The following is a 21007-nucleotide window of genomic DNA, read 5'->3' as shown; positions in this document are numbered from 1 at the left end:
CTAGCGACCGCCGGGCCGGTATCCGCCTCCGCCCGCCGGGAAAGTGACGCCGTCGGCGTCGCGCGGTGCACTCGGCGCGGGGACGGGGCCGCTCGGCGCGCGGTGAGGGGCCGGGCGGTCGCGGCCGGGGTACGCCGGGACTAACCTTCCCCGCATCAGGAGACGCAGGTCACGCGACGAAGGAGTCACCGCATGAGCGAGGCATTGGCCAACTTGCTGAACGAGACGCGCCAGTTCCCGCCGCCGGCTGAACTCGCCGCGAACGCCAACGTGACCGCCGAGGCGTACGAGGAGGCGGCCGGTGACCGGCTGGCCTTCTGGGAGCGCCAGGCCGGCCGGCTCGCCTGGGCCCAGCCGTGGGAGCAGGTGCTCGACTGGTCGAACGCCCCGTTCGCGAAGTGGTTCACCGGGGGCAGGCTCAACGTGGCGTACAACTGCCTGGACCGGCACGTCGAGGCGGGCCGCGGCGACAAGGTGGCGATCCACTGGGAGGGCGAGCCGGGCGACACCCGTACCGTCACCTACGCCGACCTGCACAAGCTCACCTGTCAGGCGGCGAACGCGCTGACCGAGCTGGGCGTGACCGCCGGTGACCGGGTGGCGATCTACCTGCCGATGATCCCGGAGGCGGCGGTGGCGATGCTCGCCTGCGCCCGGATCGGCGCCACGCACAGCGTGGTCTTCGGCGGCTTCTCCGCCGACGCGCTCACCAACCGGATCCAGGACGCCAGCGCCAAGGTGGTGATCACCGCGGACGGCGGCTTCCGCCGGGGCAAGCCGTCGGCGCTCAAGCCGACTGTGGACGAGGCGGTGGCGAACTGCCCGTCGGTGGAGCACGTGCTGGTGGTGCGGCGTACCGGTGAGGAGGTCGCCTGGTCGGCGAAGGACCACTGGTGGCACGAGACGGTGGAGACGGCGTCGCCGGAGCACGAGGCGCAGGCGTTCGACGCCGAGCACCCGCTGTTCATCCTCTACACCAGCGGCACGACCGCCCGGCCGAAGGGCATCCTGCACACCACCGGCGGCTACCTGACCCAGGCGTCGTACACCACGCACGCGGTGTTCGACCTGAAGCCGGAGACGGACGTCTACTGGTGCACCGCCGACATCGGCTGGGTGACCGGGCACTCCTACATCGTGTACGGCCCGCTCTCCAACGGCGCCACCCAGGTCATGTACGAGGGCACCCCGGACACGCCGCACAAGGGCCGGTTCTGGGAGGTCGTCGACAAGTACAAGGTGACCATCCTGTACACCGCGCCGACGCTGATCCGCACCATGATGAAGTGGGGCGAGGACATCCCGGCCGGGTACGACCTGTCGTCGCTGCGCCTGCTCGGCAGCGTCGGTGAGCCGATCAACCCGGAGGCGTGGATCTGGTACCGGCAGCACGTCGGCCGCGGCGAGCTGCCGGTGGTGGACACCTGGTGGCAGACCGAGACCGGCGCCATCATGATCTCGCCGCTGCCCGGCGTGACCGAGGCGAAGCCCGGCTCGGCGATGAGCCCGCTGCCCGGCATCGTCGCCGACGTCGTCGACGACCAGGGCCAGTCGGTGCCGAACGGCGGCGGCGGATACCTGGTGCTGAAGGAGCCGTGGCCGTCGATGCTGCGGACCATCTGGGGCGACGACAACCGGTTCCTGGAGACGTACTGGTCCCGGTTCGGCGCGGGCGCGAACACCGGCGACGAGTGGGTCTACTTCGCCGGTGACGGCGCGAAGAAGGACGACGACGGGCACATCTGGCTGCTCGGCCGGGTGGACGACGTGATGCTGGTGTCGGGCCACAACATCTCCACCACGGAGGTGGAGTCGGCGCTGGTCAGTCACCCGTCGGTGGCGGAGGCGGCGGTGGTGGGCGCGACCGACCCGACCACCGGCCAGGCGATCGTCGCGTTCGCCATCCCGCGCGGCAGCGCGGAGATCTCCGGTGACGCGGGCGAGCAGCTCATCGCCGAGCTGCGTAACCACGTGGCGAAGACGCTCGGCCCGATCGCCAAGCCGCGGCAGATCATGCTGGTCCCGGAGCTGCCGAAGACCCGCTCCGGGAAGATCATGCGCCGGCTGCTGCGGGACGTGGCGGAGAACCGGTCGCTCGGCGACGTGACCACGCTCCAGGACTCCTCGGTGATGGAGTTGATCTCGTCCGGGATGAGCGGCGGGAAGTCCGACGAGGACTGACGCCGACTGACGACGAGGGGGCGGGCCGCCGGGCGGTCCGCCCCCTCGTCGCATCCGGGATCCGCGCCGGTCGATCGGGGGATCCGGGACTGATCTGATCGGCCAGAGGGCCTGATCAACTCTGTCGATGTCGCTCGTCGTCGGTTACGTTCAGCCGACCGGCGGATTTCGACGAGCGTCACTGAGACGGCCGGTTCCTCACCATTCCCTACGAACGGAGTGGCATGCTCCCCATGTCGCAGCACAGGGCACGGCGACGCTTACTCGTCGCACTGCCCGCCATCGCGCTCGCGGCCACGTCGCTGACCGTGACGGGCAGCGCGGCGGCTCAGCCGGCCCGGTCCGCACCGGTCACGATCGGGGCGGACGAGCACTACATCAACTACGCCGAGCCCGAGGTCCAGCCGGACACCGGCGGCAAGGAGGTGAAGGGCCGCGACGGCATCTTCTCCTCGCCGGCGGACGAGGCCCGCGCCTACGACCGCAAGTACGCCGGGGGCAACCCGATCGCGGCGCGCGAGCTGGCCAAGCTGGAGGCCAAGTCCATCCGGACCGGCCAGAGTCCTCGCAAGATCAAGAAGGCCAAGAGTACGCAGACCGCCAAGCTGCTGACGCTGCTCGTCGAGTTCAACGACAACGCCAACGACGACTTCACCAACGTGATGGTCCCGAAGACGGTGTTCGAGGACCGCACCTGCGTGCCCGGCACCGTGCAGAACGGGCCGCGGCACAACACGATCCCGAACCCGGCCACGCTGCCGCACAAGGACAACAACTCGATGTGGGTGCCGGACTTCTCGCCGGCCCACTACGACAAGATGCTGTACAGCAAGAAGGGCATCACCGAGCGGGTCCGCAAGGACCTGAAGGGGCCGGACGGCAAGCCGGGCATCAGCCTCGCCGGGCGGACCATGCACAACATGTACCTGGAGATGTCCAAGAACGCGTACACCGTGGACGGGCAGGCCAGCCCGTGGATCACGGTGCCGCACTCGGAGGGCTGGTACGCCGCCTCGCGCTGCTTCCAGGACGAGAACGGCAACTGGGTCGCCGGGCGTGAGCAGTCGATGAACGGCCACCCGGACAACCCGCAGGGTGCCGGCCGGCTCGCCACCGACGCGATCGACGCGCTGGCCGCGGCCGACCCGGACTTCCCCTGGGCCGACTACGACATCGAGGACCAGAGCGACCGCGACGGCGACGGCAACTACCACGAGCCGGACGGCGTGATCGACCACCTCGTGCTGGTGCACGCCAACCAGGGCAAGTCCCGTGGTGGCGGCGACGTCGGCATCTACTCGGTCTGGGCGCACTCCTCGACCGTGGCCGGTGGCTACACGATTCCGGGCACCAACCTGAAGGTGTCGAACTACATCGTGCAGCCGGAGGACGCCGGCGTCGGCGTCTTCGCCCACGAGTTCGGGCACGACCTGGGCCTGCCGGACCTCTACGACACCTCCGGCAACGCCGACTCGGACGTGGACTTCTGGGACCTGATGGCGTCCGGCTCGCACTCCGGCGAGATCTTCCAGGCGCTGCCCACCCACATGGGCCTCTGGGACAAGTGGGTGCTGGGCTGGGCCGAGCCGAAGACGTTCGGGCCGGGTGACCGGTCCAAGCTGGTCAACCTCGGACAGACGTCGCGTACGCCGGTCGGCACCGAGGACGGCATCAAGATCGACCTGCCGGACAAGGTGATCTCACTGGCGACGCCGCACAGCGGCGGGAACATGTGGTACTCCGGCGCCGACCAGAACTGGGCCGACGTCAAGCTCAGCCGCACGGTGACCGTCCCGAACGCCGCCGACGCGAAGTTCTGGATGTGGAACAACTACGTCATCGAGGCGGACTGGGACTTCGGCTTCGTCGAGGTCTCCACCGACGGCGGCGCCACCTGGAACGAGCAGAAGGTGTACGCCGAGGGCGGCGCGCTCGTCTCCACGAACGACGGCTACGCCGACCCGAACGGCCGCATGGTCGACTTCGGCAACAAGAAGTACGGCCTGACCGGCAGCACGAACGGCTGGCGGCACGACTACGTCGACCTGTCGTCGTACGCCGGGCAGACCGTGCAGGTGCGGCTGCGGTACGCCACCGACGAGGCGTTCGTGGAGCGCGGCTGGTTCGCCGACGACTTCTCGGTGACCGGCGGCGGCGCCACCACCTGGAGCGACGACGTGGAGAGCGGCGCGGCGGGCTGGACCCAGACCGGCGGCACCTTCACCGACACCAGCGGCGCGGGTTGGTACATCGACTCGGGCACTCAGGTGAAGTCGCACTACTACCTGGCCGAGTGGCGTAACTTCGACGGCTTCGACAAGGGCCTGAAGTACACCTACGACACCGTCTACTCGCACGAGGCCTGGAAGGTCGACCGGATCGCGTACAACGCGCCGGGCATGCTGGTCTGGTACCGGGACACCCAGCTCGGCGACGTCAACCACGTCACCGCGCAGATGACCGCGCTGCCCAGCTACGGCGCCAAGGGCGGTCTGCTGATCGTCGACTCGCACAACGACCCGCTGCGCCGCAAGGGCGTCGCGGCCGAGAAGGACCCGTCGGTGCTGAAGAACCTGCCCAGCCGGCCGCAGTCCTCCAACGCCGCGTTCGGCCTGAAGCCGACGTACCCGTTCAAGGAGTGCCTGGAGGCGGCGGACGAGCCGTACAGCGAGTACTGCACGAAGTTCGGCCCGCAGGCTCCGGTGCGCGGCTTCACCGACGCCAAGGGCTGGTACCCGGGCATCGAGATCCGTGACGGTGCCGCGTACTCGCGGGACAACGACGCCTCGGTGGTCATCCCGTCGCGGGGCAACCAGCAGTACACGACCCGGGTGGTGAACCCGGACGGCACTCCGGCGACGGACTACTACGGTTCGACGCTGGGTGGCGGGGCGATCGTGCTCGGCACCGGCAACCCGGGTGACGCGGGCGTCCAGTACGGCGTCTCGATCATCATCAAGCGAGCCGCCAAGGACAACTCGTACGCCCGGGTGTACGTGGTTCCGCCGCGCAACTGAACGGTACGGTCAAAGCGGAACCGGAATGACCGAAAAATGATCTGAACGGTGTCGATGGGGGAAGGGCCGGGAGCGTGAGTGCTCCCGGCCCTTCCGCGTAACCAATTGATCCATGACTGTCACTGCACTACATGATCGACGCATCGCTGCTGGTCAACGGCTCGGTGACGGACCGACGTGTGACGGTGAAAAGCATCCCCAACAAAAAGTTGCTACAAATCGACGCACACATCTTCCCACCAGTCGCAGCAGTGTCTATGTTCACCCTTGGTCCCACTAGTGGGACGTTCCACCGGCCCGTACCCCCAGTTGGGCCGGTTCCCTCACACCGGAGGTACCACGTGCGCAAAGTCGCAGTGGGTCTGCTCGGGCTTTCGCTGACCGCGACGGGGCTGATGGCAGGCACGGCCGCCAGCGCCGCGCCGACGCCGAAGTTGCCGGCCGCCGCCCCGTCGGTGGCCGAGCCTGCGCAGGCTGAGCACGACCTGCCCAACCCGCTCGAGGAGAAGCGGCGCGCGCTGCGCCAGGAGGGCCTGAGCGAGGTCCTGTCCGGCAGGGCGAAGGCCCAGAAGATCAACGGCAGCACGGTCGTCAAGGTCGGCGAGCGGGCTGCCGAAGGTGCCGCGGCGGGCAGGTCCGCCAAGAGCACCAAGGCCGGCAAGGGTCCGACCAAGGACCAGTACGTCGAACTCTCCCGCGAGCGGACCGACAAGATCTTCGTCATCCTCGCGGAGTTCGGCGACGAGCGGCACCCGAACTACCCGGACCAGGACACCGACCCGGACACCCCGGGCCCGACCCGGTTCGACGGTCCGCTCCGCAACCAGATCCCGCAGCCCAACCGGGCGGTGGACAACTCCACCGTGTGGCAGGCCGACTACAGCGCCGACCACTTCCGGCAGCTGTACTTCGGCACCAACCCGGGTGACGAGTCGCTGAAGCAGTACTACGAGGCCCAGTCCTCGGGTCGGTACAGCGTCGACGGCGAGGTCACCAACTGGGTGAAGGTGCGGTACAACGAGGCCCGCTACGGCCGTTCCGACGGCTACCCGTGCGCCTCGAACGTCTGCACCAACACCTGGGCGCTGGTCCGCGACGCCGCCAACCAGTGGGTCGCCGACCAGAAGGCGCAGGGCCGCTCCGACGCGGAGATCGCCGCGGACGTCAAGGCGATGGACGAGTGGGACCGGTACGACTTCGACGGCGACGGCAACTTCAACGAGCCGGACGGCTACATCGACCACTTCCAGATCGTCCACGCCGGCGGCGACCAGGCCGACGGTGACCCGTACCAGGGTGAGGACGCCATCTGGAGCCACCGGTGGTACGCCTTCGCCAGCGACCAGGGCAACACCGGCCCGGAGAACTTCCCGGCCGGCGGCACCCAGATCGGCAACACCGGCGTCTGGATCGGTGACTACACCATCCAGCCGGAGAACGGTGGCCGGAGCGTCTTCTACCACGAGTACGGCCACGACCTCGGTCTGCCGGACGACTACAACGTGGTCAGCGGTGGGGACAACAACAACGAGCACTGGACCCTGATGGCCCAGAGCCGGCTCGGCGCCAAGAACGACGGCGGCATCGGCGAGCGCGGTGGCGACCTCGGCGCCTGGAACAAGCTCCAGCTCGGCTGGCTCGACTACGAGGTCGTCGTGGCCGGCCAGAAGCGCACCCTGGAGCTGGGCCCGCAGGAGTACAACTCCAACAAGGCCCAGGGCGCCGTGGTGGTGCTGCCGCAGCGGGAGTACACGTTCCAGAACGGCAAGCCGTTCGAGGGTACGAAGCAGTTCTTCTCGGGCAACGACGACGACCTGAACACCACGATGACGCGCACTGTCGACCTCACCGGGAAGACCAGCGCCGCGCTGTCGATGAAGGGTCGCTACAGCATCGAGGCGGACTACGACTACCTGTTCTTCGAGGCGTCCACCGACGGTGGCCAGACCTGGACCTCGCTGCCCGGTACGGCCAACGGCACCCCGCTGAAGGAGATCTCCCCCGGGCGCTACGCCCTGGACGGCTCCAGCAACGACCAGTGGGTCGACGTCAACATCCCGATGGACGCGGTCGCCGGAAACGTCGTGCAGTTCCGGCTGCGCTACCAGACGGACGGCGGTGTCTCCGAGGGCGGCTTCTACGGTGACGCGATCACCGTGACCGCCGACGGTCAGACCCTCCTCACCGACGGCGCCGAGGCCGGTGCCAACGGCTGGACCCTCAGCGGCTACAGCATCGTCGAGGAGACCTACACCCGTAAGTTCGACAACTACTACATCGCCGGCAACCGGTCGTACGTCTCGTACGACAAGTACCTCAAGACCGGCCCGTACTTCTTCGGCTACGCGAACACCCGCCCGGACTACGTGGACCACTACGCGTACCAGGAGGGTCTGCTGATCTCCTACTGGAACCTCCGGTTCGCGGACAACGACACGTTCGCGCACCCGGGTGAGGGTCGGAACATGATCATCGACGCGCACCCGCGGCCGATCTACAACCTGACCGGGGCGCCCTGGCGGGCCCGCGTCCAGGTCTACGACGCGCCGTTCAGCCTGAAGAAGGCCGACTCGTTCACGCTGCACCTCAACAGCCAGCCGCAGTACATCCGCGGCCAGGCGGCGCAGCCGCTGTTCGACGACACCAAGCAGTACTGGTTCCCGGAGCTGCCGAACCACGGCGTGAAGCTCCCGGCCACCGGCACCAAGATCAAGGTTCTGGAGCAGAACGGCACCTCGCTGAAGGTCCGCTTCTCCTGATCCACTGATCGACGCACCACACGATGCCCGGGCGGTTCACCCGCCCGGGCATCGCCCTTTCCGGGAACCCGGCGTACCCCGCCCGCGTCCCATCCGTTCGACACCCGCACCACGCCGGCGGGCGCCCCGCGAGGGCGCTGATCGCCGGCGCGGCCGAGACGGAGGATCCGTGTCCGACGACCACCAGCCGGCCGCGAGCGGCCCCGCCTCGCCCGCCGATCGCCCCACGCCTTCGTCCGCCACCGACCTGCCGACGCTTCGGCGGCCCACCGGGCCGCCGAAGACGCCGACCGACAACCGGCCGACGGGCGTCGTCGCCGGCTGGATCACCCGGGGCGGCTCCGGGCCGTGCTACGGCCTGATCGACGAGAACGGCACGGAGTACGCGGTGTACGGCCCGAACGCCGGTGAGCTGCGCAAGGGCGACCTGGTCACGCTGCGGCTCACCGCGCGGGACCGCTCCGTCGACTGCGGACCGGGCATCCCCATGCGGATCATCGAGGAGTGACAGCCGGTGGCAGGCCGCTCACGACGCCGGGAGTCGGCCCGGGTGCGCGGTTCCGGGTGACCGCCCGGAGAAATCCCTGATCCTCGTCACCTGCGGGTCCGGTGGGTGACCGGCGGCCCTAGGCTGTGCCCCATGACCGACCAGCGCGGCGGACCCGTCGACGACTCCTGCGTCCTGCCCGAAGGGCCGTGGACGCACCGGTTCGTCGGCGCCAACGGCAGCCGGTTCCACGTCGTCGAAGCGGGCACCGGTCCGATGGTGCTCTTCCTGCACGGCTTCCCCGAATACTGGTACGCCTGGCACGAGATGCTGCCGGCGGTCGCCGACGCGGGCTTCCGGGCGGTCGCGGTCGACCTGCGCGGTTACGGCGCGAGCGACAAACCCCCCCGGGGGTACGACGGCTACACGCTCGCCGCCGACGTCGCCGGCCTGATCCGGGCGCTCGGTGAACGGTCGGCCACCGTTGTCGGCACCGGCGCGGGCGGGCTGATCGGCTGGACCGCCGCCTCCTTCCACCCGACCCTGGTCCGGCGGCTCGTGGTGCTCGGCGCGCCGCACCCGCTGCGGCTGCGGGCGGCCATCTTCGCCGACCCGCGCGGCCAGTTCACCTCGGCCACCGCGACGCTGAAGTTCCAGCTCCCCCGCTACGAGCACGTGCTGACCCGCGACGACGCCGCCGAGGTGGAGGAGATCCTGCGCCGGTGGGGCGGGCCGCGCTGGGTGTCCGGTCCCGACTTCGCCGACTACGCGCACTGCTGCCGGGTGGCGATGCAGATCCCGCAGGCCGCGTTCTGCGCGATGGAGGGCTACCGCTGGGCGTTCCGCTCGGTGCTGCGGCTGCACGGCTACCGCTTCGTGAAGCTCATGCAGAAGCCACTGGTCACGCCGACCCTGCAACTGCACGGCGCCCTCGACCGGGCCTCACTTCCCCGTACCGCCCAGGGCTCCGGCCGCTACGTCACCGCCCCGTACGAGTGGCGGCTGCTCGACGACGTGGGTCACTTCCCGCACGTGGAGGCGCGCGATCTGGTGCTCGGCGAGATCCTGCGCTGGGCGAAGTCCTGACTCAGACCCGCTGCTCGCCCAGGTCGGCCACCTCGGCCGCCGGCGCCCAGCCCTGGTAGACGCCGAAGTCGAACGCCTCCAGTCCCATCGCCTCGGCCACCGGCCAGCGCCCACCGGTGTACTCCAGCCGCAGCCAGCCCTCGTGCTCGGCCAGCACGATGAACGGCTGCCCCTGCCAGGTGCAGGTGGTCCGCACGTACGCCAGATCGTCGACCTCGGCGGCCGGCACCACCCGGACGTACCGGCCGGGGCGTACCTCGGTGAATCCCTCGTCCGGGCCCGGCTGGTACAGGCGGATGTCGTCGCCGTCGGGGCTGGCCTGGTACTCCCGGCCCCGCCAGCGGGCCACGTAGCCGTCGCGGCTCACGCCTCGTCCGCCTTGCGCCACAGCAGCTCGTCGGTGTCCAGGACCGCGACCAGCCTGCTGTCGCCGTCCGCACCGACCCGCCACAGCTCGGCGCCGTGCGGAAGCCGGGCGCTGTCCACCTTGAACTCGGCGATCACATCGCTGCTCTCCCCCGGCGCGAAGCCGTTGCCGCGGAACGGGGGCCGCTCGATCACCCAGCCCTCCATCGCCCGCATCGCCGCCTCGTTCGGTCCGCCGTACGGGATCCGGTAGAGGCTCGGCCGGTAGGCGGGCCAGCGCAGCAGGTAGATCTCCTCGTCGTCGGGGGAGAACGGCGAACCCGGGTGGCTGAGCCCGAGCGCGCCGTGCAGCTCCGCCGGGGTACGCAGATGCGCCAGCTCCCCGGCCCGGTGCACGAAGCCGGAGACCCGGTCGTAGCCTCGCTCCAGGTAGTACGCGAGCTGGCTCGCCGCGATCACCTTCTGCATGGTCACCGGCCGGTTCGCGGCGATGGTGGGCGCCTCCGGGCGCTGTCGTTCCGCCGGCTGCGGCGCGGCGGCCGGCTCCGGGTCGTCGCCGAGGCCCACCTCGGCCGCCCAGTTGGCGAGCGCGAGGACCTGCTCCCCCGGGTACGTCGCGCCGACCGGGCTGCCCGGGTTCACCCGGAACGACCAGGCCACGTCCGGCCATCTGCGGATGAGCTGCACGAACTTGACCCGTACCGTCTCGATCTGGCCCTCGGTGTGCTCGGCCAGGCGTTCCGGCGAGGTGTAGACCGAGACGCACCGCTCGCCGTCGACCTGGTCGGCGTGCCAGACGAAGCCGCTGTCGCCCGGCCGGCTGCCGGCGACCGAGTCGGGCGCGACCGGCAGCAGCACCCGGGCCAGCAGCAGGGTGGTGAGGAAACCGTCGGTGCTGCCGCTGCCCGCGGCGGCCAGCAGCTCCTCCTCGACGTCGTTCGCCGGTACGAACTCGGCGGCCGGCGGGTCGTCTGTCGTGGCGGGTGCCGCGGGCTCCGCCGTCGGCGGGGACAGCGCGACGGTGGCGTCGCTGGACGCGAACAGCGACGTGGTGACCGGTTCGTCGTCGCTTGTCGGCGGCTCGAAGAGGGAGACGGTCGGCTGCTCTGCCGGAGCGGGATCGGACAGCGGCGTGGTCGGTGCGGGGTCGAACAGCGAGACCGTCGGCTCAGCCGACGACGACGCGAACAGCGACGTCGTGGCTTCGCCTGCGGAGGACGACGGCTCGAACAGCGACGTGGTCGGCTCGGACGCCGAAGCAAGTGGCGCCGTCGGCTCGGCCTCAGCCGGCGACGTGGACAGCGGCGCGGTCGGCTCGCCCTCAGCCGGACCGGACAGCGGCGCTGTCGGCTCGGCCGGCACCCGGTCGAACAACGAGACCGTCGGCTCGGCCGACGACGACGCGAACAGCGGTGCCGTGGCCTCGGCTGCCGGCGACTCGAACAGCGACGTGGTGGGTTCGGATGCCGACGCGAGCGACACCGTCGGCTCGCCCTCAGCCGGACCGGACAGCGGCGCTGTCGGCTCGGCCGGCACCCGGTCGAACAACGAGACCGTCGGCTCGGCCGACGACGACGCGAACAGCGGTGCCGTGGCCTCGCCTGCCGAGGACGACGGCTCGAACAGCGACGTCGTCGGCTCGGATGCCGACGCGAGCGACACCGTCGAGTCGTCGGGCTCCGAACTCCGGTCCGGCGCGCCGAGGTGGGTCGGCGCCGGCTCGGCGAGGTTCACCGTGTCGTCGGCGACCGGCCGGTCCACGGAGAGCGGCATCGTCGGGTCGGCGGTGCCGGCCCAGGGCGCACCCTCGGCCGGTTCCGCACGCACCGGGCTGGTCGGCTGCGCGGACCGGACCGGTTCCGGCTCGGTCAGGTCACGGGCCTCGATGACGGTGCCCTCGATGACGATGGGTGTGAAGTCGCGGCGCGACGTGGGCGGCGCGGACACCGGTTCGGCGATCGACGGCGGCAGTTCCTCCACCGGCTCGTCGATCGTCTCCCACCGCGCGGTGTCGCCCTCCGTGCTGCCCGGCGCGGCTCCCCACCCGTCGGCAGTGGCCGGTCCGGCGTGCGCGGCGGCCGGTCCGGCCTGCGCCGCAGCGGCCGGTGCGGTGTGCGCAGCCGGGGCCGGGCCGGTGTGCCGCCGGGGCAGCGCCTCGGTCGCGTCCTCGGACGGGCGGGTCGGCCGGAACGCCTGGGTGGCCTCCTCCGACCGGGGCGCGGTCGACGGCTCGTCCGTCCGTGTCGGGAAGGCCTGGGTCGGCCCCTCGCGTACCGGCTCGTTCAGCGGCCGCCGGCGCGGAAACGGCTGTCCGCCGGCGAACCGGGTCGGCGGGGCGGCACGCTCACCGGCCCGGCGCGACGGGTCCAGCGGCGACGGGCGACGGGCCGAGCGGCCGCCGGACGAGGGCTCGAAGAAGGAGCGGGCCGGCGGCGGAGCGGCGGCGGCCGGTGGCTCGTCGGCGGGTGCCGCCGGGGCGGCGGCGAACGGGTCCGGCTCGTCCGGGCGGCGGCGCAGGTCGGTGAGCCAGCCGTCGAGGGCGTCCGTGTCCGGCTCGGCGCCGGGAGCGGTCCGGCTCCGGACGTCGCCGGCCGGCCCTCGGCGGCGGGGCGGCATGGTGGGCAGCCGTCGCCCCAGGACCGAGGCGGCCCGCATCGGCACCGTGGGCGGCTCACCGGCCTCCGTCAGCCGCTCGTCCCGGCCGGGCGAACCGGCGACCGGCGGCACGGCCGGGGGCGGCGCCGCGGGCGGCGGCACGGCCGGGGGCGGAACAGCGGCCGGCGGGACGGCGGCATGGGGCACGGTCGCGGGCGTGACGACGGCCGGGGGGACGGGGACGGCAGGCGGGCGGGGCGCGGCCTCGGGCACCGTGTTCCGGGCTCCCCGGGTGGCGTTCTCCACCCGTTCCAGCCGGGCGCGGGCGCCCATGGTGCGGCCGGGGAGGCGGACGTCGCCCCGGGAGAGCTGAGCCACGTACCAGGCGGGCAGGTAGCCCTCGATCGGCAGGCCGGGATTGACCGCCAGCCACCACTCGGGGTTGGGCCAGCCGGCCGCCAGATCCGGGTAGGGGACGCGGCGGGTGGCACCCGCGTTCTCCCCCAGGCTCGCGCGCAGCGCGGCGACGGAGGTGAAGGCCAGGACGTGGGTACGACCCCCGGCGGTCCAGGTGCCCCACCCGGCGGACGGCCCGCTCGCGATCGGAAGCAGGAGATCGACGCGGGTCAGCACGCGGAAGTACTGCTGCTGGTCCTGCGCGCGCAGCGCATCCCGCATCGCCACCTCGGCCTCGGTGGCCGGCTCCCATCCGGTCACGGCCACCTCTCCTTCCGCGAACAGGCCACAGGCATCGCATACAACCTACAAGGTGGCGGCAAGATCAGGACTTCTGCCCATCGACGGGCGGCCCCGGAGTGAGCGAAGCGCTAACATCCCGTTCCGGAGCCGACACGCTACGGAGGTCGTCGATGTCTCGGCCAGTCGCGTACCCCGTCGTGGCCGCCCTGGCGACGCTCCTCGTCACCGGGGTTCCGGCCGCCGCGGCCGCAGCTCGCGCGCCGGCCGGCTGCGCCTCGCCGCCCGCGCCGGCCCGCCCGGTCGCGGACCAGCCGTGGCCGCAGCAGCGGTACGCCCCGGACCGGCTCACCCCGCTCGCGACGGGCGCCGGAGTCGTGGTCGCGGTCGTCGACTCGGGTGTGGACCGGTCCCATCCGCAGCTCGCCGGCCGCGTACTCGACGGCGCCGACTTCCTCGACGGCGGAGGGGACGGCACCCGGGACTGCGCCGGGCACGGCACCGGCGTGGCCAGCATCATCGCCGCCGCCCCGCAGCCCGGCGTCGCGTTCCGCGGCCTCGCGCCGGACGCGCGCATCCTGCCGGTACGGGTCAGCGAGCAGCAGGTGGTCGAGGGACGGGAGTCGGGGCGTACGGTCGACGCGGCCGGGTTCGCCCGGGCCATCCGCTGGGCCGTGGACCACGACGCCGACGTGCTGAACCTCTCGGTCGTCCTGTACGCGGACGACCCGGCGGTACGCGCCGCCGTCGCCTACGCGGTGCGCCGGGACGTGGTGGTGGTGGCCGCCGCCGGGAACCTGCACGACAACGGCGACCCCCGGCCCTACCCGGCGGCGTACGACGGGGTGCTCGGCGTCGGCGCGATCGGGCGTGACGGGACACGCTCCGCGTTCTCCCAGACCGGCTCGTACGTGGACGTGGTCGCCCCGGGTAGCGAGGTGCTGATGGCGGCGCCCCGGTCGGGGCATCAGCGGGCGGAAGGGACCAGCTACGCCACCCCGTTCGTGGCGGGTACGGCGGCGTTGCTGCGCCAGTACCGGCCCCGGCTGAGCGCGGACGAGGTGGCCGGGCGGATCGTGGCCGCCGCCGACCCCGCGCCGGGGCGGGACGCGGGCTACGGCGCGGGGGTGCTGAACCCGTACCGGGCGGTGACCGAGTCGGCCGGCGCGACGGATTCCCGTACCCGGCCGGGTGCCGCGCTTCCCGAGGACCGCCCGGATCCGGCCGCACTGGCCCGCCAGTCCCGCCGGGACTCGGCCCGGGACCGGGCGCTGCTGGCCGCCGCAGTGGCGGGCGGGGCGGTGGTGCTCGTGGCGGCGCTCGCCCTGGTGCTGCCGCGCGGCGCGCGGCGACGCTGGCGGGCGGCCGACCCGGCCGGCACTGTCGCGCCGAGATGACGGCGAGTCGCGCGGCCCGGGTCACCTGCCCGGGCCGCGCGGCGTCGGTTCACTGGAACAGGTTGGCGTTGCGCTTCTCGGTGTCGAGGTAGTCGGCCGCGGAATCCTCCACAGCGAGCTTGATGTCGCGCAGCATCGCCTGGAGGTCCTGCGAGGCGGCCCGCCACCGGGACTGCCGCACCTCGTACGCCTCGCGGGCCTCGCCGTTCCAGCTCGCCACCAGCGGGGCGGCGTCGCGTTCGAGCTGACCGAGCTGGCTCTCCAGGGTGGACAGCGCCCGTTGGATGTCGGCGCCGGCCTGTTGCAGGGCGGCGAAGTTGACGACCAGCACACCGTGCTCCATAAGTTCGATCCTTCCGGTTGTCAGAGAGGCAGCTGGATGCCGCGGTTGGTGCCCGCCACCCGGCCGGCGGCCTCGGTGTCGGAGACGTCGTAGTGGCGGCCGGCGCTGCGGATCGCGGTGGCGGTCTCGCGCAGCGCCCGCTGAAGGGCGGCCTGATCCTGCGCCCACTGTTGCTTGACCTGCGCGAACGAGCGCCCACCGGCGCCCCGCCAGGCCTGCTGCAGCACCTCCAGCTCGGCCATCAGGCCGCTGAGCATGCTCTGGAGCGACTGGTCGACCTGCTCGAACTTCGCGGCGGTCTGCTGCATCACCGCGGCTTCTGCCTGGGTCTGGGACATCCCGGACGTCACCTCGTCTCCTCGGTCGTGGCTGGCCACCGTGTGACCACCGTGGACTCGTCGGCGGGGGCCCGGGGCCGGTGGAGGGGGAAGCCCGGCGGCGGCGGACACGCAACTCGACGATTTCGTCGCTGACGGTAGCCGTCCGACTTCGGTTCTGCTACCCCTTCGGGCTCCCCTGTGGACAACTCGCCCACTACGATGAGCCACGGCAGCGTCACGCGGAGGCCCGGCGAGGAGGTGCGGTGACCGCCAGCACGTCGGAGCGGCCCGCGTCCGTCCCGGTTCGGGCACCACAGTGGACGAGCCGGTCGGCAGCGCGGCTGCGCGCCGGTCAGATCGTGGCGACCCAGGTCGCGGTGGCGGCACTGGTAGCGTCCGCCGGTCGAGGTGTCGTGCCGACGGCCGTCTCGCTGCTGGCGGCGGCCCTGCTGCTGCCCGCCGCGTGGGTGCGGGTGCGTGGCCGCTGGCTGCACGAGTGGCTCGTCACCGCCGCCGCGTACCTGACCCGGCGCCGCGCCCTGCCGGCGACGGCCGAGCCGGCGGCGCTGCTGGAGTTGCTCCGGCCGGGCACGGTGGTGGGCGCGACCGAGGCGTCCGGCGGCGCGGCGGTGGTGCACGACGCCGCCGGCCTGACCGCGCTGCTGGAGCTGGGCGACCCGGACGACCTGCTCGGCGACCACGCGCCCGAGCTGCCCACGCCCTTCGACCTGCTTCCACCGGCCGGCCCGGACGCCCCCGCGATCCGGTTGCAGCTGGTGTTCTCGGCGTCGCCCGCACCCGCGCCCGCCGTCGCGGGGGGCCCGGCGGGTACGTCGTACCGTCAGCTCACCGACGGCCGGGTGGCCGGGCGGACCCGGGTGGTGCTGGCCGTCCAGGTGCTGCGCGCCGACGGCTGGCCGGACGAGGATCTGCTGCGGGCGCTGTCCGGCACCTTGCGGCGGCTCGTCCGCCGGCTGGGCCCGCTCACCGCACGGCCGCTCGGCGGCGACGCGGCGCTGCGGGTGATCGCCGAACTGGCCCACCACGAGCCCGGCGCCCCGGTGCGGGAGACCTGGCCGCTGCTCGCCGTCGGTGGCTTGGCGCAGGCCACCTGGCGTCTGCGCCGGTGGCCGGATCCGCGCGGCGAGGCGGCCCGCGGGCTGGTGGGGCGGCTGCTCGCGCTGCCGGCCACCGCCACCACAGTCGCGCTCACCGCCGGTCCGCGCGTCGGCGCGACGCCGGTCCCGGCCGAGCTGGCGGTACGGGTGGCGGCCGGGAGCGCGGCCGAGCTGTCGACCGCGGAGCGCACGCTGCGCCGGGTCGCCGGTGACGTCGGCGGCGAACTGCGCCGGCTCGACGGTGAGCACCTGGCCGGGCTGGCCGCCACGCTGCCGCTGGCGGTGACCGGCGGAGTCGCGTCCCCGGCCGGTTCGCCTCCGCCCGCGCTGGACCTGCCGCCTGCCACCGCCGGCCTGATGGTGGGCGCGAACCGGCACGGCGCCGCGCTCACCGTCCGCCTGTTCCGTCCGGCCACGACCCGGGTGCTGCTCGTCGGCGGCGTCGCAGCGGCGCAACTGCTCGTGCTGCGGGCGCTGGCGCTCGGCGCGCGCGTGGTGGTGCAGACCGGTCGTCCCCGGTTCTGGGAGCCGTTCGTACGGGGTGTCGGGACGCTCGGTGGCGGCGTACCGCTGCTTCCGCCGGGTCGTCCGGTCGGCGGCGCGCCCGGTTCGCCGCTGCACCCGCTGCTGGTGGTGGTGGACGCCGGCCCGGTGCCGCCGGAGGCCGGCCCGGCCGCCGCCTGGCAGTCGGTCCTGCTGGTCCGCGACGAGCTGACCCCGGCCGACACGCAGGCGCTGGCCCGCGCGGACCTGGCGATCCTCCAGCCGCTCGACCCGGACGAAGCGGCGCTGGCGGGCGCGGCGCTGGGCCTGGGCGGCTCCGCGGAGTGGCTGACCCGGATCCGGGACGACATGGTGGCGGTGGTCAACCGGCGGGCCCTGCGCTGGGCGCTGCTCTCGCCCACGCCCGTCGAGTCGCAACTGGTCGGTCGCCCGGCCCGGCACTGACGAGCCGCGCCGCCGCGTACCAGGTCGAGCCTTCCCCTGATGGTACGGCCGTGGCACGATCCCGGCCATGGATTTCCTGAAGGGTCTTCTGATTCGCGTGGGTTCGACGGCGGTGGCGTTCTGGCTCGCCACCCTGCTCATCCCGGGCATCTCGCTCGACTCCGACTCGGCCACCGAGACGGTGATCACGCTGGTGCTCGTCGCGGTCATCTTCGGCGTGGTGAACGCGGTGCTCCAGCCGATCATCAAGACCGTGGGGTGCGGCTTCTACCTGCTGACCCTCGGCCTGATCGCGCTCGTGGTGAACGGCCTGCTCTTCCTGCTCACCAGCTGGATCGCCGGTGAGGCCGGGCTGCCCTTCCACGTGGACGGGTTCTGGCCGGAGGCGGTGCTGGGCGCGCTGTTCGTCGGCATCGTCACCTGGATCCTCGGCGCCGTCCTCGACCGCGACTGACGCCGGACCCCGGCCGGTCGCCCCGGCGGCCGGCCGGGCTCACCAGGCCAGCAGGAGGGAATTGGCTGGCGAGAGGGCGGGGCGGTGGTACTAGCCTCGGCCGCGTGTTCACAGTGACCCGCGCGGACGGCTACGAGATCAGCACCGACCCGGACCGGATCGACCTGGACCGGGTGCATGACTGGCTCTCCACCGACGCGTACTGGGCGCTGGGGCGCGAGCGGGAGACTGTCGCGCGCGCGTTCGCCGGCTCGATCGGCTTCGGCGTCTACCGGCCGGGTGACGGCCGGCAGGTCGCTGTCGCCCGGGTGGTCACCGACGGGGCCACGTTCGCCTGGCTGTGCGACGTGTACGTGGACCCGGCCGAGCGGGGTGGCGGGCTGGGCACCTGGCTGACCGGCGCGGTCCGCGACCACCTGAACGAGCTGGGCGTACGCCGGATCCTGCTCGCCACGCTCGACGCGCACGGGGTCTACGCGAAGATCGGCTTCAGGCCGGTCGCGGCGGATCGGTGGATGGAGCTGGATCAGCGGGTGACGCCGGTCACCGATAAGGACCAAGAAAAGGATCCACCACTTACGGTGGAGCGGTGAACCAGCTCCGGCTCGGCTACCTGTACGGCGTCGGCGCGTACCTGATCTGGGGTTTCTTCCCGATCTACCTGAAGCTGCTGCGCCCGGCCGGGCCGGTGGAGATCCTCGCGCACCGGATCCTCTGGTCGGTGGCGTTCGTGGCGTTGCTGCTCGCCGCCACACGGCACGCGGGCTTCCTGCGCAAGCTGGCCCGGCGGCCCCGGGCGCTCGCCGGCATCGGGCTCGCCGCCGCGCTGATCGCCGTCAACTGGGGCACGTACATCTACGGCGTGAACTCCGACCGGGTGGTGGAGACGGCGCTCGGCTACTTCATCAATCCGCTGGTGTCCGTGCTGTTCGGCGTGCTCGTGCTGCGGGAACGGCTGCGCCGGGCGCAGTGGGCGGCACTGGGCGTGGGCGCGCTCGCGGTGGCGGTGCTCACCGTCGACTACGGCCGCCTGCCCTGGCTGGCGCTCACCCTGGCGTTCAGCTTCGCCGGGTACGGGCTGGTCAAGAAGCGGCTCGCACTGCCCGCCACGGAAGGGTTGTTCGTCGAGTCGGCGGTGCTGGCACTGCCCGCGCTGGCGTACCTGGGGTGGCTGTCGGCGCGCGGCGACTCGACGTTCGGGCACGTGTCGGCCGGGCACACCGCGCTGCTGGTGCTGGCCGGGGCCGCCACCGCGATCCCGCTGCTGCTGTTCGCCGGGGCGGCGAACCGGCTGCCGCTGTCCACTGTCGGCATGCTGCAGTACCTCGCGCCGATCCTCCAGCTCGGCTGCGGTGTGCTGATCTTCCACGAGCCGATGCCGCCGGCCCGGCTGGCCGGTTTCGCCCTGGTCTGGCTCGCGCTGGTGGTCTTCACCGCCGACGCCCTGCGCCACTCCCACCGCACCCGCCAGGCCGCCCGCACCCACGCCGCCCCCACCCCCATCCCGTCTCGCTGATCTTGCACTTTCCGCCCCGGCGAAAGGGGTGAATCGCCCGCGCCGAGGGCCACAAGTACAAGATCAACGGAGAGAAGGGCAGGGTCAGCGGAGGTCGTAGGCCAGGACGGGGGCGTTCGTTCCTCGGAGCAACTCCAGGCGGACCAGCTCCCCCTTCGTGAAGCGGGTGACGCCGGAGAAGCGCAGGTCGTCACCGGGGGCGGCGAGCCACGAGCCGATCTGCTCCGTCGCGCCGTCCGGGCCGTGCGCCACCAGCCGGAACGTGTACGCCTCCCGGTGCCCGGCCCGCCTGTCGTACCCGCAGTGCATGGTGACCTCGGTGCCCCACGGCGTCTCGGTCAGCCCCACCTCGGCGTGCACCGGCACCGTCCCGGCCACCGGCCGCATCGAGGCCAGCGCCACCGGCGGCTTGGACGGTTCAGCCGGCGACTGCACGAGCCCCACGCCGACGCCCGCCAGCACCGCGAGCGCGGCGGCGGCGAGCGCCGTCAGCGCGTACCGTCGGCGGGAGCGGGACCACTCGCGGCGCTTGCGCTCGCGCGCGGCGTCGAGCAGCGCTGGTACCCGTGACGTCTCCGGCCCGACCTCCAGGAACTGCTCCAGCCCGGCCGGGTCGAGCCGGCCCAGGAGGCCGGGCAGCACGGCGATCTCGGCCACCGCCTCCCGGCACTGCGCGCACCCGGCCAGGTGCCGCTCGTAGGCGACCCGGTCCGCCGGGGCGAGGGCACCGAGCACGTACGCCCCGTCGTCGTGCGCGAACTCGCAGCCTGTCACCCGGTCACCCCCATCTCGGCCAGCGCCAACCGTAGTGAGCGCAGCGCGTAGTGGGTACGCGACTTCACCGTCCCCGGTGGAACGCCCAGCCGCGCCGCCGCCTCCGCCACCGAACGCCCCTGGTAGAAGCACTCGACAAGCACTTCCCGATGAGTCGGGCTGAGCCGGTTGAGCGCCTCGGCGACGGTCCACGCCTCCACCGCACGCTCCGTCTCGTCGACCGTCTCCGCCGTCTCGGGCAGTTCGTCCGTGTAGACCTCGCCGACCCGGGCCGAACGCCGCCGCCAGGCGTCGATCGCGAGGTTCCGCGCGGTGGTGAACAGCCAGGCGCGTACCGAGCCGCGCCGCGGGTCCAGCGACTCGGGGTGCCGCCAGGCGCGCAGAAGCGTCTCCTGCACCAGGTCCTCCGCGCGGGGCCGATCGCCGTTGACGAGCCGCAGGGCGTGCGCGTACAGCGCGTCGGCATGCTCGTCGTGCAGCGCGCGCAGCAGTTGGGCGTCGTGGTCGCTGATGGCGGTACCTCGCTTCCGGCGGCGGGGAAACCGGCGATGCGTTCGCCCTTCCATACGTGCCGTGACGCCGAACGGTTCATCCGCAGGTCAACGCGGAGCTGTTCACGTCCGGTTCAGGTCCGGGCCGATCCCCGCTCACCGTGCCCTGGCAGCGTCCGGCGGGTGAGCGCGCGAGCCGATCACCCGCGCGCCTTCCGACGTTGAGATCAGGAGGCTCCACCTCATGAGCGACCGGCCTCGCCTGCTTCCGCTGCTGGGTGGCACCCGCCACGGCAGCCGCGACGCGATGACCTGTCTGTACCGGTGCGGCAACGCGTGCGACCACCCGGTGCCGAACCCGACCGACAACCCGTACTTCGGCGACGTGGTCGGCACCGAGATCTCCCGGCGCGGCGTGGTCCGGGCCGGCGCGGTCGGCGCACTGGTGCTCGGCTTCGG

At 72.5% G+C, this 21007-nt stretch carries 16 protein-coding genes and 1 pseudogene; 11 read left to right on the top strand and 6 right to left on the bottom strand.

Annotation, left to right across the window (positions count from 1 at the left end; genetic code table 11):
* The first annotated feature begins 192 nt into the window (after positions 1-192).
* From acs to OC439_RS23530, 5 genes are all read left to right on the top strand, one after another.
* Positions 193-2181: an acetate--CoA ligase gene (gene acs, locus OC439_RS23550; RefSeq protein WP_262015335.1), complete on the top strand. Its 1989-nt coding sequence runs from the start codon at positions 193-195 to the stop codon at positions 2179-2181.
* 233 nt (positions 2182-2414) lie between these two features.
* A complete protein-coding gene (locus OC439_RS23545; RefSeq protein WP_262015334.1) occupies positions 2415-5198 on the top strand; it encodes an immune inhibitor A in 2784 nt (927 codons plus the stop codon).
* A gap of 356 nt (positions 5199-5554) precedes the next feature.
* Positions 5555-7957 carry an immune inhibitor A gene (locus tag OC439_RS23540; protein WP_262015403.1) on the top strand — a complete coding sequence of 801 codons (2403 nt, stop codon included), beginning with the start codon at positions 5555-5557 and terminating at the stop codon, positions 7955-7957.
* A gap of 169 nt (positions 7958-8126) precedes the next feature.
* Positions 8127-8465 (top strand): hypothetical protein, encoded by a 339-nt coding sequence (locus tag OC439_RS23535; protein WP_262015333.1) that lies wholly within the window; start codon positions 8127-8129, stop codon positions 8463-8465.
* A 132-nt stretch (positions 8466-8597) separates the two neighbouring features.
* On the top strand, positions 8598-9530 hold the full coding sequence (locus tag OC439_RS23530; protein WP_194802020.1) for an alpha/beta fold hydrolase: 933 nt from the start codon (positions 8598-8600) through the stop codon (positions 9528-9530).
* A gap of 1 nt (position 9531) precedes the next feature.
* On the opposite strand, the gene OC439_RS23525 is transcribed toward OC439_RS23530, so the two are convergent.
* Both OC439_RS23525 and OC439_RS23520 read right to left on the bottom strand, forming a co-directional pair.
* A complete protein-coding gene (locus OC439_RS23525) occupies positions 9532-9897 on the bottom strand; it encodes a hypothetical protein (RefSeq protein WP_013283629.1) in 366 nt (121 codons plus the stop codon).
* A complete protein-coding gene (locus OC439_RS23520; RefSeq protein WP_262015332.1) occupies positions 9894-13208 on the bottom strand; it encodes an SseB family protein in 3315 nt (1104 codons plus the stop codon). The genes OC439_RS23525 and OC439_RS23520 overlap by 4 nt, the downstream gene beginning before the upstream one ends.
* A 152-nt stretch (positions 13209-13360) precedes the next feature.
* Here OC439_RS23520 and mycP point away from each other — a divergent pair, with 152 nt between their 5' ends.
* Positions 13361-14584 (top strand): type VII secretion-associated serine protease mycosin, encoded by a 1224-nt coding sequence (gene mycP / locus OC439_RS23515; protein WP_262015331.1) that lies wholly within the window; start codon positions 13361-13363, stop codon positions 14582-14584.
* Between the two features lie 49 nt (positions 14585-14633).
* Here mycP and OC439_RS23510 read toward each other — a convergent pair whose 3' ends face one another.
* Positions 14634-14927: a WXG100 family type VII secretion target gene (locus OC439_RS23510; RefSeq protein ID WP_135242906.1), complete on the bottom strand. Its 294-nt coding sequence runs from the start codon at positions 14925-14927 to the stop codon at positions 14634-14636.
* Between the two features lie 20 nt (positions 14928-14947).
* Positions 14948-15265: a WXG100 family type VII secretion target gene (locus tag OC439_RS23505; RefSeq protein WP_262015330.1), complete on the bottom strand. Its 318-nt coding sequence runs from the start codon at positions 15263-15265 to the stop codon at positions 14948-14950.
* Between the two features lie 245 nt (positions 15266-15510).
* Between OC439_RS23505 and eccE the strand changes: the two genes are divergently transcribed.
* From eccE to rarD, 4 genes are all read left to right on the top strand, one after another.
* Positions 15511-17313 (top strand): type VII secretion protein EccE, encoded by a 1803-nt coding sequence (gene eccE, locus OC439_RS23500; protein WP_262015329.1) that lies wholly within the window; start codon positions 15511-15513, stop codon positions 17311-17313.
* Positions 17314-17380: 67 nt separating this feature from the next.
* Positions 17381-17767 carry a phage holin family protein gene (locus OC439_RS23495; protein WP_013283623.1) on the top strand — a complete coding sequence of 129 codons (387 nt, stop codon included), beginning with the start codon at positions 17381-17383 and terminating at the stop codon, positions 17765-17767.
* 104 nt (positions 17768-17871) lie between these two features.
* Complete coding sequence (locus OC439_RS23490) at positions 17872-18360, top strand: GNAT family N-acetyltransferase (protein ID WP_262015328.1); 489 nt, start codon at positions 17872-17874, stop codon at positions 18358-18360.
* Positions 18357-19283, top strand: coding sequence for an EamA family transporter RarD (rarD, locus tag OC439_RS23485; protein WP_262015327.1), 927 nt, complete (start codon positions 18357-18359; stop codon positions 19281-19283). The genes OC439_RS23490 and rarD overlap by 4 nt, the downstream gene beginning before the upstream one ends.
* A gap of 84 nt (positions 19284-19367) precedes the next feature.
* On the opposite strand, the gene OC439_RS23480 is transcribed toward rarD, so the two are convergent.
* Complete coding sequence (locus tag OC439_RS23480; RefSeq protein ID WP_262015326.1) at positions 19368-20057, bottom strand: anti-sigma factor family protein; 690 nt, start codon at positions 20055-20057, stop codon at positions 19368-19370.
* On the bottom strand, positions 20054-20623 hold the full coding sequence (locus OC439_RS23475) for a sigma-70 family RNA polymerase sigma factor (protein ID WP_013283619.1): 570 nt from the start codon (positions 20621-20623) through the stop codon (positions 20054-20056). Before OC439_RS23475 ends, OC439_RS23480 begins: the two co-directional genes overlap by 4 nt.
* A gap of 169 nt (positions 20624-20792) precedes the next feature.
* On the opposite strand from OC439_RS23475, the pseudogene OC439_RS23470 reads away from it, so the two are divergent.
* A pseudogene (locus OC439_RS23470) lies at positions 20793-21007 on the top strand (phosphatase); the annotation flags it as partial.

The sequence above is a fragment of the Micromonospora sp. Mcm103 genome (assembly GCF_024519755.1).
Classification (GTDB): domain Bacteria; phylum Actinomycetota; class Actinomycetes; order Mycobacteriales; family Micromonosporaceae; genus Micromonospora; species Micromonospora aurantiaca.
The sequence above is the reverse complement of the archived record's forward strand: the minus strand, read 5'-3'. Positions and strand labels throughout refer to the sequence as shown.